The sequence below is a fragment of the Neobacillus sp. NPDC097160 genome, from assembly GCF_044762155.1.
In the GTDB taxonomy this organism is placed as follows: domain Bacteria; phylum Bacillota; class Bacilli; order Bacillales; family Cytobacillaceae; genus Neobacillus.
The window spans coordinates 219,787-235,543 of sequence record NZ_JBIWDU010000003.1; the positions used below are offsets into that span (position 1 = coordinate 219,787).

General features: G+C 38.7%; 12 protein-coding genes, 1 other RNA gene and 1 pseudogene. 9 read left to right on the forward strand and 5 right to left on the reverse strand.

The window, feature by feature from the left end:
- Positions 1–3: 3 nt before the first annotated feature.
- The 3 genes from rnpB (at position 4) to ACIQXV_RS05480 (ending at position 3,727) form a co-directional block, all read left to right on the forward strand.
- Positions 4–404, forward strand: an RNA gene (gene rnpB / locus ACIQXV_RS05470) — RNase P RNA component class B.
- Between the two features lie 175 nt (positions 405–579).
- Positions 580–1,728, forward strand: a complete 1,149-nt coding sequence (locus tag ACIQXV_RS05475; RefSeq protein ID WP_402956762.1) for a THUMP domain-containing class I SAM-dependent RNA methyltransferase — start codon at positions 580–582, stop codon at positions 1,726–1,728.
- Between the two features lie 73 nt (positions 1,729–1,801).
- Positions 1,802–3,727, forward strand: a complete 1,926-nt coding sequence (locus ACIQXV_RS05480; protein ID WP_402956764.1) for an ATP-dependent DNA helicase — start codon at positions 1,802–1,804, stop codon at positions 3,725–3,727.
- A 50-nt stretch (positions 3,728–3,777) separates the two neighbouring features.
- On the opposite strand, the gene ACIQXV_RS05485 is transcribed toward ACIQXV_RS05480, so the two are convergent.
- Both ACIQXV_RS05485 and ACIQXV_RS05490 read right to left on the reverse strand, forming a co-directional pair.
- Entirely contained in the window at positions 3,778–4,080 is a 303-nt protein-coding gene (locus ACIQXV_RS05485) for a metal-sulfur cluster assembly factor (RefSeq protein WP_402956766.1), read from the reverse strand.
- Positions 4,081–4,093: 13 nt separating this feature from the next.
- Positions 4,094–4,267 carry a hypothetical protein gene (locus tag ACIQXV_RS05490; RefSeq protein ID WP_402957157.1) on the reverse strand — a complete coding sequence of 58 codons (174 nt, stop codon included), beginning with the start codon at positions 4,265–4,267 and terminating at the stop codon, positions 4,094–4,096.
- A 19-nt stretch (positions 4,268–4,286) separates the two neighbouring features.
- On the opposite strand from ACIQXV_RS05490, the pseudogene ACIQXV_RS05495 reads away from it, so the two are divergent.
- The 3 genes and pseudogenes from ACIQXV_RS05495 to ACIQXV_RS05505 form a co-directional block, all read left to right on the forward strand.
- Positions 4,287–4,415 (forward strand): annotated as a pseudogene (locus ACIQXV_RS05495) (DUF2249 domain-containing protein); the annotation flags it as partial.
- Between the two features lie 224 nt (positions 4,416–4,639).
- Positions 4,640–6,142, forward strand: a complete 1,503-nt coding sequence (locus ACIQXV_RS05500) for a carboxypeptidase M32 (protein WP_402956768.1) — start codon at positions 4,640–4,642, stop codon at positions 6,140–6,142.
- Positions 6,139–7,050 carry a DMT family transporter gene (locus ACIQXV_RS05505; RefSeq protein WP_402956770.1) on the forward strand — a complete coding sequence of 304 codons (912 nt, stop codon included), beginning with the start codon at positions 6,139–6,141 and terminating at the stop codon, positions 7,048–7,050. The genes ACIQXV_RS05500 and ACIQXV_RS05505 overlap by 4 nt, the downstream gene beginning before the upstream one ends.
- A gap of 73 nt (positions 7,051–7,123) precedes the next feature.
- Here the strand turns inward: ACIQXV_RS05505 and ACIQXV_RS05510 are convergent, their stop codons facing one another.
- The 3 genes from ACIQXV_RS05510 to ACIQXV_RS05520 are packed head-to-tail and all read right to left on the reverse strand — an operon-like array spanning position 7,124 to position 9,438.
- Positions 7,124–8,791 carry a b(o/a)3-type cytochrome-c oxidase subunit 1 gene (locus ACIQXV_RS05510; protein ID WP_402956771.1) on the reverse strand — a complete coding sequence of 556 codons (1,668 nt, stop codon included), beginning with the start codon at positions 8,789–8,791 and terminating at the stop codon, positions 7,124–7,126.
- Positions 8,791–9,267: a cytochrome c oxidase subunit II gene (locus ACIQXV_RS05515; protein ID WP_402956773.1), complete on the reverse strand. Its 477-nt coding sequence runs from the start codon at positions 9,265–9,267 to the stop codon at positions 8,791–8,793. Before ACIQXV_RS05515 ends, ACIQXV_RS05510 begins: the two co-directional genes overlap by 1 nt.
- A 21-nt stretch (positions 9,268–9,288) precedes the next feature.
- A complete protein-coding gene (locus ACIQXV_RS05520) occupies positions 9,289–9,438 on the reverse strand; it encodes a cytochrome c oxidase subunit 2A (protein ID WP_402956775.1) in 150 nt (49 codons plus the stop codon).
- Between the two features lie 645 nt (positions 9,439–10,083).
- Here ACIQXV_RS05520 and ACIQXV_RS05525 point away from each other — a divergent pair.
- The 3 genes from ACIQXV_RS05525 to ACIQXV_RS05535 all read left to right on the forward strand — a co-directional run bounded on the left by ACIQXV_RS05525 (position 10,084) and on the right by ACIQXV_RS05535 (position 15,755).
- Positions 10,084–11,172: a type III polyketide synthase gene (locus ACIQXV_RS05525; protein WP_402957142.1), complete on the forward strand. Its 1,089-nt coding sequence runs from the start codon at positions 10,084–10,086 to the stop codon at positions 11,170–11,172.
- Positions 11,173–11,742 carry an isoprenylcysteine carboxyl methyltransferase family protein gene (locus ACIQXV_RS05530; RefSeq protein WP_402956777.1) on the forward strand — a complete coding sequence of 190 codons (570 nt, stop codon included), beginning with the start codon at positions 11,173–11,175 and terminating at the stop codon, positions 11,740–11,742. It abuts the gene before it with no gap.
- Between the two features lie 341 nt (positions 11,743–12,083).
- A complete protein-coding gene (locus ACIQXV_RS05535; RefSeq protein WP_402956779.1) occupies positions 12,084–15,755 on the forward strand; it encodes a dynamin family protein in 3,672 nt (1,223 codons plus the stop codon).
- Positions 15,756–15,757: the final 2 nt, after the last annotated feature.

A 15,757-nucleotide genomic window follows, 5' to 3' on the forward strand; every position in this document is an offset into this window, starting at 1 on the left:
ATAACGTTCGGGTAATCGCTGCAATGAGCTTTACGCGAATTGTTGAGGAAAGTCCATGCTCGCACGGGCTGCGATGCCCGTAGTGTTCGTGCCTAGCGAAATCATAAGCTAGGGCAGTTGGGTTTATACCCAGCTGACGGCCGGGAAAATACCTAAGTCCTTAAGGGATATGGTATGAATACCTATAAAAGTGCCACAGTGACGTAGCCTTTCTAGAAATAGAAAGGGTGGAACGGGTAAACCCCACGAGCGAGAAACCCAAATAATGGTAGGGGCGCTTTCTTTGAGGAATTGAACGAGGAGAAGGACAGATTCCAATGCGAATCTGTAGATAGATGATTACCACCTAAGTACGAGACTAATTGTCGTTTGCAGTACTATGGTACAGAACATGGCTTACAGAACGTTATTAATGGGAATGTATGCTGGATATTTAACGGCTCTCCTGAGATGGAGAGCTTTTTTATTGGTAATAATTGCATTCCTTTGCTGGAATTTGTCAATAATGAAAGCGAATAAACAATCGTTCATGGAAATTATTTTCATACATACAATTGAATCATAAGATAGGGTGAAGATATGGGTAATTATCAAATAATAGCTACGGCAGCGATGGGGTTGGAAGCCTTAGTTGCTAAAGAGGTAAGATCGCTAGGATACGACTGTGAGGTTGAAAATGGAAAGGTTACCTATACCGGGGACGAAGCTGCCATTGCCCGCAGTAATTTGTGGCTTAGAACAGCTGACAGAATAAAGATCAAGGTTGGTGAATTTAAGGCCTTTACTTTTGATGAATTATTTGAAAGAACAAAAGCATTGCCTTGGGAAAAGTTCCTGCCTGAAGATGCAGAATTTCCCGTGATCGGTAAATCTGTAAAATCAAAGCTTTTTAGCGTTTCAGATTGTCAGGCAATCGTCAAGAAAGCTGTTGTTGAACGTCTGAAACAACATTATAAGCGGAGTACGTGGTTTGATGAAAATGGTGCCCTGTATCGGATTGAAGTAGCCTTGTTAAAGGATGTCGCGACTATTACGATTGATACGAGTGGTCAGGGGCTTCATAAGCGAGGCTACCGCATTGACCAAGGTGAGGCTCCGTTAAAGGAAACACTTGCAGCTGCCCTTGTGATGTTAACCAATTGGAAGGCAGACCGTCCGTTTATCGATCCTTTCTGCGGCTCTGGTACGATTCCTATTGAAGCTGCGATGATTGGTCAAAATATTGCGCCAGGCTTTAACCGGGAGTTTGTATCGGAAGGTTGGAATTGGATCTCTCCAAAGGTATGGAATGAGGCTCGGAATGAAGCTGAAGACTTAGCGAATTATGATCAGCCCATAGACATAACAGGCTCTGATATTGATCATCGGATGGTAAAGATCGCTCAAGAGAATGCCTTTGAGGCCGGGTTTGCTGATTTAATTCATTTTAAGCAAATGCAGGTGAGAGACATTTCAACAAGTAAGGAGTACGGGGTTATTGTCGGAAACCCCCCGTATGGTGAAAGACTAGGGGATAAAAAAGCTGTCGAGCATATGTATAAGGAAATGGGACAGGCATTTAGTAAGCTGGATACTTGGTCGATTTATATCTTGACATCGAATGAAGAGTTTGAGCAGTTTTATGGGAAACCGGCAACGAAGAAACGAAAGCTGTTTAATGGATTTATCCGAACAGATTTATATCAATATTGGGGAAAACGTCAGCCACGCGAAGATCAGCCAAACTAGATTATATGTTTATGGAAAAAAATTTGATGACGAGTGCTAATTAGCGGCGCTCTTCTTTTTTTGGAGGGAGATTATGCAGAATCGGATGCCGTTTGATGTTTCCAAAACTGAATCCTTTTATGACAAATTAGGTGAATGGATTGGCGACCTATTTTATGATATTTTGCCTGAAGCCGGCTTCGAGCTGAGGGATGAACAAATTTACATGGCTTTTCAATTGGAGAAAGCCTTCAAAGATAAAAAAGTAATGTTCGCTGAAGCAGGAGTTGGAACAGGGAAGACGATTGTTTATTTGCTTTACTCCATTATGTACGCAAGGTACACAAATAGGCCTGCTGTGATAGCCTGTGCCGATGAGACCTTAATTGAGCAGCTTGTTAAAAAAGAAGGCGATATTGCAAAGCTTGAGCATGTCCTTGGATTGAATATTGATGTTCGGTTGGCAAAATCACGGGATCAGTACCTGTGTTTAAAAAAGCTTGATCAGGTTAAAAATACCGATTTTTCAGATGAGATTTCCGATATTTATCAACAGCTGCCGGATTTTACCCACATGGGCGGCTCGATGCAGTCTTTTGAAAAGTACGGTGACAGACGAGATTTTCCTAATTTGTCTGATGAAATATGGAGCAGCGTCAATTGGGACACGCTTCAGGATTGTTTTTCCTGTGAAAAGCGCCATCGATGCGGTCTGACGTTGCACAGGGAATATTATCGACATTCAACGGATTTAATCATTTGTTCACATGATTTTTATATGGAGCATATTTGGACAAAGGAATCGCGTAAGCGGGAAGGGCAGCTGCCATTGTTGCCAGAGCATTCTTCCGTTGTTTTTGATGAAGGACACTTGCTTGAGTATGCTGCGCAGAAGGCTTTAAGCTACCGTTTTACCGATTATACGTTAGATACCTTGCTTACTAGGTTAATGGAAAATGAAGTGCGCGAGAAGACTTTGTACACGATAGAGGACGCACTGTTAGATAATGAAGCATTCTTCGATGCCATTTCACAATTCTCTGCACATGCGAAAGGCTCCGAAAAACAAATCATTACCAAGCATCCATTAGTTTTGAAGACATGCAGGAAGCTTCTTGCAACCTTGCAAGTTCTTGAAGAAGAGCTTGTTTTTGAAAGTGAGTTATATGTCATTAATGAATATGATTTAAAAATTGTTGAAGAGTATTTGGAGCAAATCACCTACTCGTTATCGCTTTTTCTGCAAGAATTGAACGGAATTACTTGGTTTGAAGAAAGTGGAGGAGAACGGACGCTTGTCATCATGCCGAAAATGGTCGAAGAGGTAATGCAGGAAGAGGTTTTCTCACAGAAAAAGCCGTTTATTTTTTCGTCTGCAACACTGTCGAATCAAAAGTCGTTCGACTATATAGCTAATAGTCTAGGTGTGAAGGAATACTTATCCTTTTCGGTTGCATCACCATTTGCTTATGATGAAAAGATGAAAGTCTACCTCCCACGGTTTGCAAAAGGAAGCATGAAAGATAAAATTAATTATCTTATCAAAGCGGTTAAGCAATCAGAGGGAAGGGCACTTATACTGCTAAATAATAAAGAAGAGTTGTCACATCTTAAGCAGAAACTGTCAGGAGTAATTTCTTATCCAGTTTATTTTGAAGGAGACGAAGAGATCAGCACACTTGTTTCGAAATTTCAAAATGAGGAGCATGCCATTCTATGTTCTATCCATCTTTGGGAAGGTCTTGATATTCCCGGAAGATCACTTGAAAATGTTCTAATTTTTTCACTTCCTTTCCCGCCAAACGATCCCGTTTTTACCGCTAAGAGAGATGGGGTAGAAAATCCATTCGCAGAAGTAGACTTACCCTATATGCTCCTTCGGCTGCGTCAGGGTGTAGGACGATTAATTCGGAGTGAAAAGGATCAGGGAACGGTTCATATCATGATAGATGAAGATATCGATTCTAACGTACTACAAAAGGTTACAGAAGCTCTTCCAACCGTGCCAAGAGAAGCCTAAATAATAATAAAAAAACGGAAGCGCTCTAAAACGAGTGCTTCCGTTTTTTACTATCTCATCCCTAAAAGGCTTTTTCCTGCCACTGACATTTTATCAGGTGACCAAGCAGGCTCCCAGACAAGATTGACCTCGACATTTCTCGTTTCCTCCATCCCTTCCACACAATAGCGGACACCTCTTGTAATGCTGTCATGAAGCGGGCACCCAGGCGTTGTCAGGGTCATCGTTATGGTAATATCTGCTTCATCAGTAATGCCAACTCCATAAATTAAGCCTAAATCAACAACGTTAATATTTAACTCTGGATCGTACACGCTTTTTAACTCTTCAAGGATTTTTTCTTCTAAACTCATGATAAACACCTCACTATTTTTTTAGAACTCTTAGAATACTGATTGCTATAATGATAAACATAATCGAAAGAACAAACTGTCCGATATTAAAAAGCATGACTGTTTTAAATGCCAGTGCAAAAAACACAATGACAACTGCAGTAATAAAGATCAAAAGGACAGGGGTAATGATTTTTTCATTCATCATTTCTTTCAATGAAGGAACTGGCGAGACAATGATGATTGTGAACGACCATGATCCAAGACCACTGTTATATCAGTTCATGATGGAGAGACCTGAGCAATTCTCTTGGGAATACCTTGAAGAAGGTCCGGAAACATGGAAAGTAGCTATTAATTTCCGGTACAAGTGTATTTGCTTAATACGAAGTCACTTAACCCTCTCTAACCATTTTACGACGAATATTTTATTTTCCAGGAAGCATCCTCTTTTCCCTATAAATATTTTACAACAGAAATCCTTTTCTGTTGTTTTTTTATCTCAATTTAAATCGTCCAATAACCATTTTTTCAGAAAAGTGTGATAAAATTTACCTGTTAGTTAAAAAGGGGGATTTCGATGAATGGTACTCAATTTGAAAAGGAATTTTTAGATTATGTAAAGAAAATGTCTGCTTACAATGAAGCACTGGGATTAATTTATTGGGATCTTCGAACAGGCGCTCCAAAGCAGGCGTTGGAGCAGCGGTCAGAAGTGATCGGCATGTTATCTTCCGAAGTCTTTAAAATGTCCACTTCCGAGGAGATGGCAGCATACATAGCAAATTTAACAAAACAGCCGCTGTCCGAAAGGACCACTAAAATCCTTGAAGAATGTAAAAAGGAATATGAACGAAACAAGAAAATCCCAGCTGAGGAATACAAAGAGTTTGTCATACTCCAATCAAGGGCTGAAAGTGTTTGGGAGGAAGCCAAAGAAAAGGCTGACTTTGCATTGTTTAGTCCATACCTAGAAAAGCTGGTGGCGATGACAAAACGGTTCATCAGCTATTGGGGTCATGAGGAAAAAAAGTATGATGTATTATTAGATATGTACGAACCTGGGATGACGATGGAAGTGTTGGATCAAGTCTTTGGGGAGCTAAGAGAAAAAATTGTCCCGTTGGTCAAACAGATTTCGGAGTCTACACACAAGCCCCAAACAGACTTCCTATTCGAAAAATTCCCAAAGGAAAATCAGCGCGAATTCAGTTTGAAAATCCTTGATAAAATGGGGTATAACTTTACTGCTGGAAGACTAGATGAAACCGTTCACCCCTTTGCAATCGGATTGAATCCCGGTGATGTCCGTGTGACAACAAAGTATGATGAAAACGATTTCCGTACCGCTGTTTTTGGGACGATTCACGAAGGCGGTCATGCTTTATACGAACAAAATGTTTCAAAAGATCTGATTGGTACACCGCTTTGCTCCGGAACTTCAACCGGAATTCATGAATCGCAGTCGCTATTCTATGAGAATATTCTAGGAAGAAGTTTTTCATTTTGGAATGATAACTACGAACTACTGAAAGAATATGCAAATGGTCAGTTTGATCATGTTGGAATAGAAGAATTCTATCGAGCTATTAATGAGTCTAAGCCTTCGTTCATTAGAATTGAAGCAGACGAATTAACCTACCCACTCCATGTGATTATTCGCTATGAAATAGAAAAAGGGTTATTCAACGATGAAATCGAAGTGAAGGACCTGCCAAAGATTTGGAATGACAAGTATGAAGAATACTTAGGGATTCGTCCTGAAAATGATGGAGAAGGTGTTCTACAGGATGTCCATTGGGCTGGAGGAAGCTTCGGTTATTTCCCATCTTATGCCTTAGGGTATATGTATGCAGCGCAATTCAAGCATAAAATGCTCGAAGATTTTCCAAACTTTAATCATTTCGTTGAGGACGGAAATTTACTTCCGATTAAAGAATGGCTAACGACAAATATCCATCAATATGGAAAAATGAAAAAGCCGCTTGAAATCTTACAAGATGTTACAGGTGAAGGCCTAAATGCAAAATATTTAATAGATTATCTATATGAGAAATTTGGAAAGGTTTATCAGTTAAATTGAAGAAGGCCATCCCTATTCTATTTATTGCACTCAGTGCATCATTATGGGGGATTATTGCAATCTTTGTAAGGAAACTTACAGAGGTAGGTTTTACCCCGATGGAAATCGTTACAATTCGGGTTGTCACAGCGGAGATATTGCTTGGAATAATTGGGGGTATAAAATACCCGGCACAAATGAAAATCAAAATCTTTGATATCAAACTATTTATTGGAACTGGTATTTGCAGCATTGTTTTATTTAACTGGTGCTATTTTACTGCTATTAATCAAATGAATTTATCACTTGCAGTAATTTTATTATATACAGCACCGGCATTTGTTACAATTTTATCCTATTTATTGTTAAAAGAAAAAATGGATCAAACTAAAATACTAGCCGTTATAGCAACAATTGTAGGGTGCGTGTTAGTTGCAGGTGTCAATCTAAATGCGGCGGCATCCATTCGGCCCATTGGGATCCTGACAGGTCTTGGTGCAGGATTTGGATATGCCCTCTACACTATATTTGGTAAGTTTGCATTAAGGAAATATTCTACTTTTACGGTTACATTGTATACCTTTTTTATCGCATCGATCACATTACTGCCTGTGACACGTCTTTGGGATAAATGGAGCCGGCTTGTGAGTGGTGATGTGCTCTTATATGGAATCGGTCTAGGGTTGTTTCCTACGGTAATTGCTTATTTATTGTACACGAAAGGACTTGAAAAAGTAGAAGGAAGTAAAGCATCTATCATTGCCACCGTAGAGCCAGTAATTGCTACTATATTAAGTGTTTTTCTTTATAAGGAAGGTTTTGGATTCATTCAAGCAATCGGATCAATTGTGATTCTTTTATCGGTTCTGTTTATTAATCGTTCTAAAAAAAGCAATAGGAAGATATATAGTAAAAAGGCTTCAATCTAGGATTAAAGCCTTTCAAACTTAAAACATATTGACTTTGAGAATTGTTCAATAAACGGGGCTTCCGCTTTTCTTGTTACCATTTACTCCAGGTTTGGAATCCTTTTGAGCCTGGAGGGGCATTTTGGATGATATCGATAAACGGTATCGTGTAAGCGAAAAGAATAAGAGCCGCTGTAATACCTAGCCATAATTTCCAGTTTTCGAATACCATTGGTGCTTTTTCTTCGAGATTCTCAGCTTCAGCAACTGGGAATTCTTCTTCCCCTTTTGGCGCAAAGAAAGCAAGGTTAACGAAGATGATCAGCACTAAAATTATTCCAAGGAATAATATCGATCCTCCAACTGCCTGAGCGATTTGATATGGAATCCACTCAGCTGCTTGCTTTGCACCGCCGTAAGTAGAGAAGGCAGAACGTCTTGGACCTCCAAGCAGACCTTGAATATGCATTGCACCAGACATGAAAGCCATGCCGATGAACCAAACCCATGCCTGGATGATCCCTAATTTATTCATCGCTTTTGTTAATTTACGTCCTGTTAAGTGTGGTACTAACCAATAAGAAATTCCAAAAAACGTTAGAACAACAGATGTTGCTGCAGTTAAATGGAAGTGGCCTGTAATCCAAATAGTGTTATGGACAACTTGGTCCATTTGGTTAGAAGCATTGATAATCCCACCGGCACCGGCAGGGATAAAACTAGCCATACCGATAAAAGGAACTGTAAAACGGGCATCACCCCATGGAAGTACTTTAAACCAGCCAAAAAGACCTGTGGCCCCCTTGGAGCGTCCATATCTTTCAAATGTTGCGAATAAAGAGAAAGCAGTCATTAGCGATGGAATAATGACCATGAACGTAAGGATTACCTGGAAAAACTTCCAAGCTGGATCAATTCCTGGCTCTGTTAATTGGTGGTGGAAACCAACCGGAATAGAGAAGAGCAGGAATAAAATAAAGGACAAACGTGCTAATGAATCTGAGAATATTTTTCCGCCAATAATTTTTGGAATAATAGCATACCAACACATATACGCTGGCAGTAGCCAGAAATACACTAATGGGTGACCAAAATACCAGAACAATGTACGGCTGACTAGTACATCTACTGTGTCAACTAATCCAAGTGACCATGGAAGTAATTGGAATAAAACAGTTGCAGCCACACCCAATGTAGCGACAATCCAAAGAACCGTATTAATAACAGCCATAAAGCTTAATAATGGGCTTGGTTTTCCCGGATTGTTCTTACGCCATCTTGCATACGTCATGATTTGTGCTGCACCGTCAATCCAGCTGCCGACAACAACAAAGGTTAAGCCTAAGTAAAAAATCCAGTGTGCTTTAAGCGGCGCATAAAATGTATAAAGAACAGATGCTTCTTTGAGTAGAACCATTGTAGCTGCCATTAATGTACCGATTAACATGACCCAAAAGCCAATCCAGCCAGTTAGCCTAGCGGCATTCGAATGTTCGCCGGCAGTTCTGCTCACGGCAGCATATTGAAATCCCATAATAAAGAAGGTTGTTAACACAAGTCCCATTAATACACCATGGACAGTTAAGATTTGATAATAATCAATTCCCCAAGGAAGTTCCCATTTTCCGGAACGGACAAGGGTTTGCAGGAGCCCCATTAATCCGCCCAAAGCAAGGGCTGAAAAGGCTACAAAGAAGTGTGCCATGGAAAGCTTTGCATCACGAGGGTCAACTTTTACTTTTGCAGCTGCATTGTTAACCATTATTTTACCACCTCAATCATCGAACTCATTAAATGGTGCCCGGCACCACAGTATTCATTACAAACAATTAAATATTCGCCTGCTTTGTCAAACGTTGTCGTATATTCACTGACATAACCAGGTTCAAGCATCATATTAATATTCGTCCCGGCCACTTCGAAGCCATGAATGACATCCTTTGTGGTGGCAATGACTTTAACTTTTGCCCCAAGCGGCACTTCCACTTTAGCCGGATTATAAGAGAAAGCGGATGCAACATAAACTAATTCATAATCCCACTCTTTTCCGTCAACATTGTGAAGACCCGGTTCGTTAAAAGGTTTTGTTTGATCTACTTTTTCAGGATTTATAGTTGTTAAACAACTCGGCGGTTTGTTGCCTAGATAGAAGGCGCTAACACCTACGACTGTCAAAAAAATGACAAGGCAGCTAATACCGAAAGTCAGCCAAATCTTTTCAAGTTTATGCATATGCATAATTTTTTCCCCCTTCAATCATTAAAAACGTTCTACAAATAGGTAGTAAACGGTTACCCAGGTGACAATAATAAACGCTCCCAATAAGAAAACGGATGCTAATGTCCCTTTGAGCGAAGATCTGTCTTCTACTACTGTTTTTTGTTTTGTTTTCAGTTCCGCTTTCGCCATCCCTCAAGACCCCCTTCAGAAAATTGGATTAAATAAATAAGTTCTCTTTCATAATACAAAACAATCGTAAAAGTAAAATACGAAATTTCAAAGTTCACAAATTGTTCATTCCTTAGGTATCTACTATGTTAATGGTAAAAACTTGATATAACAGTGATTTATATCACAAATAAACCGGAGTAAATGTGAAGAAAATGTGAACTATCACACCTTACCTGTGATAAAAGTAATTGAATAATGGTTCAATCACAAAGTCACACTCTGGAATTTCAAAAATAAGATAAAAATATACTCCCTAATTTCCTTTGGAAGTGAGTGGTCTTTTTGGAAAAATACTATTGCGAACAATGTCGCCTTCTATATAATAAAGTGGAATATTGCAAAGTTTGCGGATTATTGGCAAGTAACAAAATAATGATTGAAGTTCAAAAGCAATCTGAAAAGTAATAATGAAATTGGAAATGATTATGTAATGAAGGAAATCATAATCCGCGATATAATTTAAGTGCACAACAACAACCTTCAAAACGTTTGCTTCCCAGTAATAGGGAAGCTTTTTTTTTGCATCTATACATGATCAATTCCTCGAATAATTCTCTAGATCTCTGGAAAAAATACCCTTACATATGTGGAAGGAGAATGATGATGCCTGCCATTCTTTCTGTTTCAGAGGTTATTCCGCCATTTGAAATTCCCCAAGACCAAGCATCTATGTTTGCGAAAGAGCTTTTTGCTGATGTATTTAAGGATATAGAAAGGTTGTTAAAAGCCTTTCAGAATGGGCAAATTGAAAAAAGACATTTTGTCAAAAATATTGAATGGTTTAAAGAGAATCATTCATTTGAAGAGAAGAACAGGGCCTATATTGAATCTGCTGTGAAACTTGGAAAAGAAGCTATTGTGAAATGCTTAAATAATGACAACTTTCTTAAGGAAAATATTCCATACGAAGAGATTGACGCGATTTTTTTTATTTCGTCAACTGGCATCTCAACCCCAAGTATTGAAGCGCGAATTATGAATCAATTGCCTTTTAACCCGCATACACAGCGGGTGCCGGTATGGGGACTCGGCTGTGCCGGTGGTGCGGCGGGATTATCAAGAGCATTTGAGTATTGTTTAGCGTTTCCAAAGGCCAGAGTCATCGTTCTATCCGTCGAGCTTTGCAGCTTAACGTTTCAGAAAAATGACCTTTCCAAAAGCAATCTAATTGGAACATCTCTTTTTGCCGATGGAATTGCCTGTGCATTGGTTTGCGGTGATGATGTTAATGTAGAGGAGTTAAGCAAGAAGGCTGCATCACCTTCGATTATCGCGACTCAATCGACACTTATGCCTGATTCCTTGGATGTGATGGGCTGGGAATTGAGAAATACAGGATTATTTGTTGTTTTTTCCAGGGATATCCCACAAATTGTCGAAGGTTGGCTTAGACCAAATGTTAGGGATTTTTTAGCGGAACACAAAATTGAACTCGAGCAAATAGATTGTTTCATTGCCCATCCCGGCGGAAAAAAAGTATTGGATGCCTATGTGAAGGCATTAGATATTCCTTCTTCCATGAATGAAATATCATTGGAGGTTTTAAAACAATATGGAAATATGTCCTCAGCAACGATATTTTATGTATTAAAACGATATATGGAGATGGACATCCCGAAAAATGCTATTGGTCTCGGAACCGCACTTGGACCAGGTTTTAGCTCAGAATTACTGTTATTGAGGTGGAATTAAATGGATGACCTCTTTCCCTTTATACTATTCATTAGTTTTATCATCCTTCAACGTGTGGTCGAACTTTTTGTTGCAAAAGGAAATGAAAAATGGATGAAGCAGCAAGGAGCAGTGGAGTTTGGTGAAAAGCACTATAAGTATATGGTCATGATGCATGTGCTGTTTTTTGTCGTATTAATGGTTGAGAAGGTTTTGTTGGAACGGGGACTTTCCCGAGTTTGGCCATTCGTACTTTGTTTATTTTGTTTTGCCCAGTTTATCAGAATTTGGGCAATCGCATCCCTCGGAAAGTATTGGAATACAAAAATTCTTGTCTTAGCAGGTGCCCAGGTGGTTAGAAAAGGGCCATACCGTTTTTTAAAGCATCCGAATTATTTTGTGGTAACGATTGAACTGTTTGTTGTGCCCTTACTGTTTAATGCATATTATACAGCTTTTCTTTTTACAATATTAAACGTGATCATGCTGATGATTCGAATTCCTGAGGAAGAAAAAGCACTTAGCGCATTAACAAAGTATGAAGGTGTCTTTCAAGATTGCAATCGCTTCATTCCAAGGATTGTTAAATAAATGTGACAGTTCCACATGGAGTATTGAAAATGATTATCATTCGTGCTAGAATAAATTCAACGATGAAAATCATTCTCAGGTGAGAGTCTGATAAGGAAGGTGTTACATATGGCTTTTGCTTTTGCCGGCGGCACGATTATTATTTATGCATTTGTCATGAAGCACGTCTTAAAAAATGTTACCCAATAAGGAAAAGTTTATTTAATTGGCCAAGGTCCTAATCCTTGGCCTTTTTGTTGTTAAAAAATTGTTTATGTCAAAAGGAGTGTCAAGGTAGGAAAAGTTAGAATTATCGTATAAAATAAAAAATATTACTAAGTTGTTAAGGGGAATAATGAAAAATGGTGCAAACAGCTACTCAGAAAGAAACTATACAAACTTTAAAACGTAAGATCGTTTCGATATATGAATATTTAATTGATCATCATGATCCAAAGCAGGCCGAAAAGGTAAAACAGCTTGCCAAAAAGGTAGAAAATAGAGAATTCCTGATTGCGTTCTGCGGTCATTTTTCCGCAGGAAAATCAACGATGATCAATCAAGTTGTCGGGGAAAAATTACTGCCTTCGAGCCCGATTCCGACTAGTGCAAACTTAGTTAAAGTTAAATCCGGTGATGATTATGCTAAGGTTTTTTTCAAAAATGAAAAGCCTAGGCTTTATTTAGCTCCGTATGACTATGAATTAGTTAAAAATTATTGCAAAGACGGAGACAAAATCGAGGAATTGGAAATTAGCCATAGCGACTCCAGTTTGCCTGTCAATACGGTCATAATGGACACACCCGGGATCGACTCTGCTGACGATGCACACCGGATCGCAACAGAATCGGCCATCCATCTAGCTGATTTAATATTTTACGTAATGGATTATAATCATGTCCAAGCAGAGTTGAACTTTTTATTTACAAAGGAATTAACGGAGGCTGGAAAAGAAGTATATTTAGTCATTAACCAAATCGATAAACACAAAGATGAGGAATTAAGTTTTTTAGACTTTCAAAAAAGTGTTGTCGATTCGTTTGCCTCATGGGGAGTAAAACCGGCACGGATTTTTTACACTTCATTGAAGCAGAAAGATTATCCTTTTAATGAATTCCAACAGCTTCAGGAATATATAGCTGAAAAATTGGCCGCTAAGGATCATCTGCTCGTTCCATCGATCTTTCATTCATTAAGAAAAATTGCCCAAGATCACCTAAGCGTGGCAAATAAGCTGGAAGAAGAAGAGCTTGCACCAATACTTGAAATAATAAATGAATTAACAGAGGAAGAAAAACAAGATTTATCAAATTCCTATCAAGAACTCACATCCAATCTAAACATAATTAGCGGAGGAACTGGTGAAAAGGAAAAGAAATTTGATCAGAATATAGCCCAAATCATGAAAAATGCTTATCTCATGCCGTTTCAAACAAGGGCATTAGCTGAAAGCTATTTGGAATCGTGTCAGCCCGAATTTAAAATAGGGTTCCTGTTTTCTAAGCAAAAAACCTTAGAGGAGAAGAATAAGAGATTAGATAATTTTTATCATGATCTTTTAGAAAAAACAAAATCACAGCTTGAGTGGCATCTACGTGAATTTTTGCTTCAAACCTTAAAGGAAACAGAACTTAGTCAGGCCGAGCTCCAAGCCTTAGCGCAATCTTTTTCGATTTCTATCCCTAACGACTTATTAATAAATACAGTAAAGTCAGGTGCACGTGTGACGGGTGATTATGTTCTCCATTACACAGAGGATCTCGCTACTGAGATTAAAAGAATCGCCAGAAATCAATTAGCTGATTTTAAAGCAGGCTTTTTAGAAGCCTTAAAAAATCAAACTGCTAAGGTAACAAAACAGTACGAAAAAGAATTTAACAAAATTGAAAGATACGTGAATGCATTTGAAGTGTTAAAAAACCATGAAAAAGCCATTTTTTTACGAGAAAAAACGATCGATGATCTCCTTATTGAATCTGAAGAACTAAAGGAAGATGTGTACCGACTTTTTGTTCAAGAAGAGGAAGAATATGTTGTAGTCAATTCTATTGGGGAAACTTCCACTTTTAAACAGGAAAAAGACAATGTTGATAAGACGAATGAAGGACCCTTCGTTCTTGAAAATCGGGTAAATGACAGCGGTAACGGTGGAGTCCGATTGAGGAATACCACTGAGCGCCTCTATCATGCATCAGAACTAATTATACCACTTCCTGGTTTTCAGAAACTTGCAAAGGAATTAATCGATAAAGCAGAAAGATTGGAAAATAAGGGTTTTACGGTTGCGTTGTTTGGTGCCTTTAGTGCCGGGAAATCCTCTTTTGCCAATGCCCTAATGGGGGAAAAGGTATTGCCTGTATCGCCAAATCCCACGACTGCTGCAATCAATAAAATTAAGCCTGTTTCAGCTGAACATCCGCATGGAACCGTAATGGTGAAGTTTAAAGAACGTGACACCATGCTTGAGGAGGTGAACCGGTCCTTAAAGGTTTTTGACTTACATGCCGGTGATTTCGTTGCAGCCGCAAAAATAATCGATCAAATCTTGTTTGATAAAGGGCAAGAAGGAGTGCTGGAGAAAACTCATTTTGCTTTTTTGCAGGCATTTAAAAAAGGATTTACCTCCTTTGCAGAATTACTTGGAACCGTAAAGGAAACAGATCTAAACGAATTTCATGAATTTGTCGCAAAAGAAGAAAAATCCTGTTATGTCGAATGGATTGAGCTTTACTTTGATTGTGAGTTAACTCGGAAAGGGATCACTCTTGTCGATACCCCTGGTGCTGATTCTATAAATGCCCGGCACACTGGTGTGGCCTTTGATTATATTAAAAACTCAGACGCAATCCTTTTTGTTACTTATTACAATCATGCTTTTTCAAAAGCAGACCGCGAATTTTTAATCCAGTTGGGACGTGTAAAGGAATCGTTTCAAATGGATAAAATGTTCTTCATTATTAATGCGATTGATCTCGCCGAAAATAAAGAAGAACAGGAAACGGTAGCAGAATATGTTGCGGAGCAGTTAATGAAATATGGAATCAGAAATCCTCATCTCTATCCATTATCAAGTCTGCTCGCCTTAAGTGAAAAGACGAATTCAAATACTCATGTTACTTCAGGAATGAACCGGTTTGAAGAGAAGTTTTATCATTTTATTTCCAATGACTTAACGGAAATGGCGATTTCCTCGGCAAAAAATGAGTTGACTCGGGTAAATGAACTGGTTAGCAAGCTCATTCAAAGTTCTAAAGAAAGTAACACTGTAAAAGCGCAAAAACGATCCGAGTTAGAAATGCAAAAGGCGATGATTAAGGCATTAGTGGAAAAACAAACCGTCGAGCCATTACAGAAGCGTTTACACATGGAAGCAGAAGAATTAATTTTTTACATTAAGCAAAGAGTATTTCATCGTTTCGGTGACTTTTTTAAAGAGGCATTTAACCCATCAACACTTCGTGACGACGGACGGAACTTGAAAAAGGCGATTCAAACGGCAATTGATGATTTTCTGGAAAGCCTCGGCTATGATTTTGCGCAAGAAATGAGGGCGACAACTGTAAGAATAGATCGGTTTATTGAAAGAATTCTTACTGATTATCAATCCGTTCTCACCCGGAATCTAATAGAAATCAACCAAGACCTTTCCTTTTCAGCATTTGAAAAAGGCGATGGCGAGAAAATTGATTTTCCCACTGGCTTTAAGGATGCAGATCGTCAGTTGTTCGTAAAGGCCTTGTCGTATTTTAAAAACCCAAAATCCTTTTTTGAAAAAAACGAAAAGAAACTCATGAGTGATGAACTTTATAACGTTTTACAACTATTGGCGGACGATTATTTACAGCATGAAGCGAGACGTCTAAATCGACATTATGATAGCGAATTGAAGAATGATTTCAACCGTTTAGTAGGTCAAATGAATGAGCAAGCCGATGATTTCTATTTAAGTCTTCTTTCAGCTTTAGAAGGCGGAGTTTCAATCGAACTGTTAACTGAAATAAAACAAAGACTTACAGAAGAATCAGCTAACTGAGG

Coding starts and splice junctions, on each gene's coding strand:
- ACIQXV_RS05515 (WP_402956773.1), bottom strand. CDS start 9,267: ATGCATATGCATAAACTTGAAAAGATTTGGCTGACTTTCGGTATTAGC.
- ACIQXV_RS05510 (WP_402956771.1), bottom strand. CDS start 8,791: ATGGTTAACAATGCAGCTGCAAAAGTAAAAGTTGACCCTCGTGATGCA.
- ACIQXV_RS05520 (WP_402956775.1), bottom strand. CDS start 9,438: ATGGCGAAAGCGGAACTGAAAACAAAACAAAAAACAGTAGTAGAAGAC.
- ACIQXV_RS05485 (WP_402956766.1), bottom strand. CDS start 4,080: ATGAGTTTAGAAGAAAAAATCCTTGAAGAGTTAAAAAGCGTGTACGAT.
- ACIQXV_RS05475 (WP_402956762.1), top strand. CDS start 580: ATGGGTAATTATCAAATAATAGCTACGGCAGCGATGGGGTTGGAAGCC.
- ACIQXV_RS05525 (WP_402957142.1), top strand. CDS start 10,084: ATGCCTGCCATTCTTTCTGTTTCAGAGGTTATTCCGCCATTTGAAATT.
- ACIQXV_RS05500 (WP_402956768.1), top strand. CDS start 4,640: ATGAATGGTACTCAATTTGAAAAGGAATTTTTAGATTATGTAAAGAAA.
- ACIQXV_RS05530 (WP_402956777.1), top strand. CDS start 11,173: ATGGATGACCTCTTTCCCTTTATACTATTCATTAGTTTTATCATCCTT.
- ACIQXV_RS05535 (WP_402956779.1), top strand. CDS start 12,084: ATGGTGCAAACAGCTACTCAGAAAGAAACTATACAAACTTTAAAACGT.
- ACIQXV_RS05480 (WP_402956764.1), top strand. CDS start 1,802: ATGCAGAATCGGATGCCGTTTGATGTTTCCAAAACTGAATCCTTTTAT.
- ACIQXV_RS05490 (WP_402957157.1), bottom strand. CDS start 4,267: ATGATGAATGAAAAAATCATTACCCCTGTCCTTTTGATCTTTATTACT.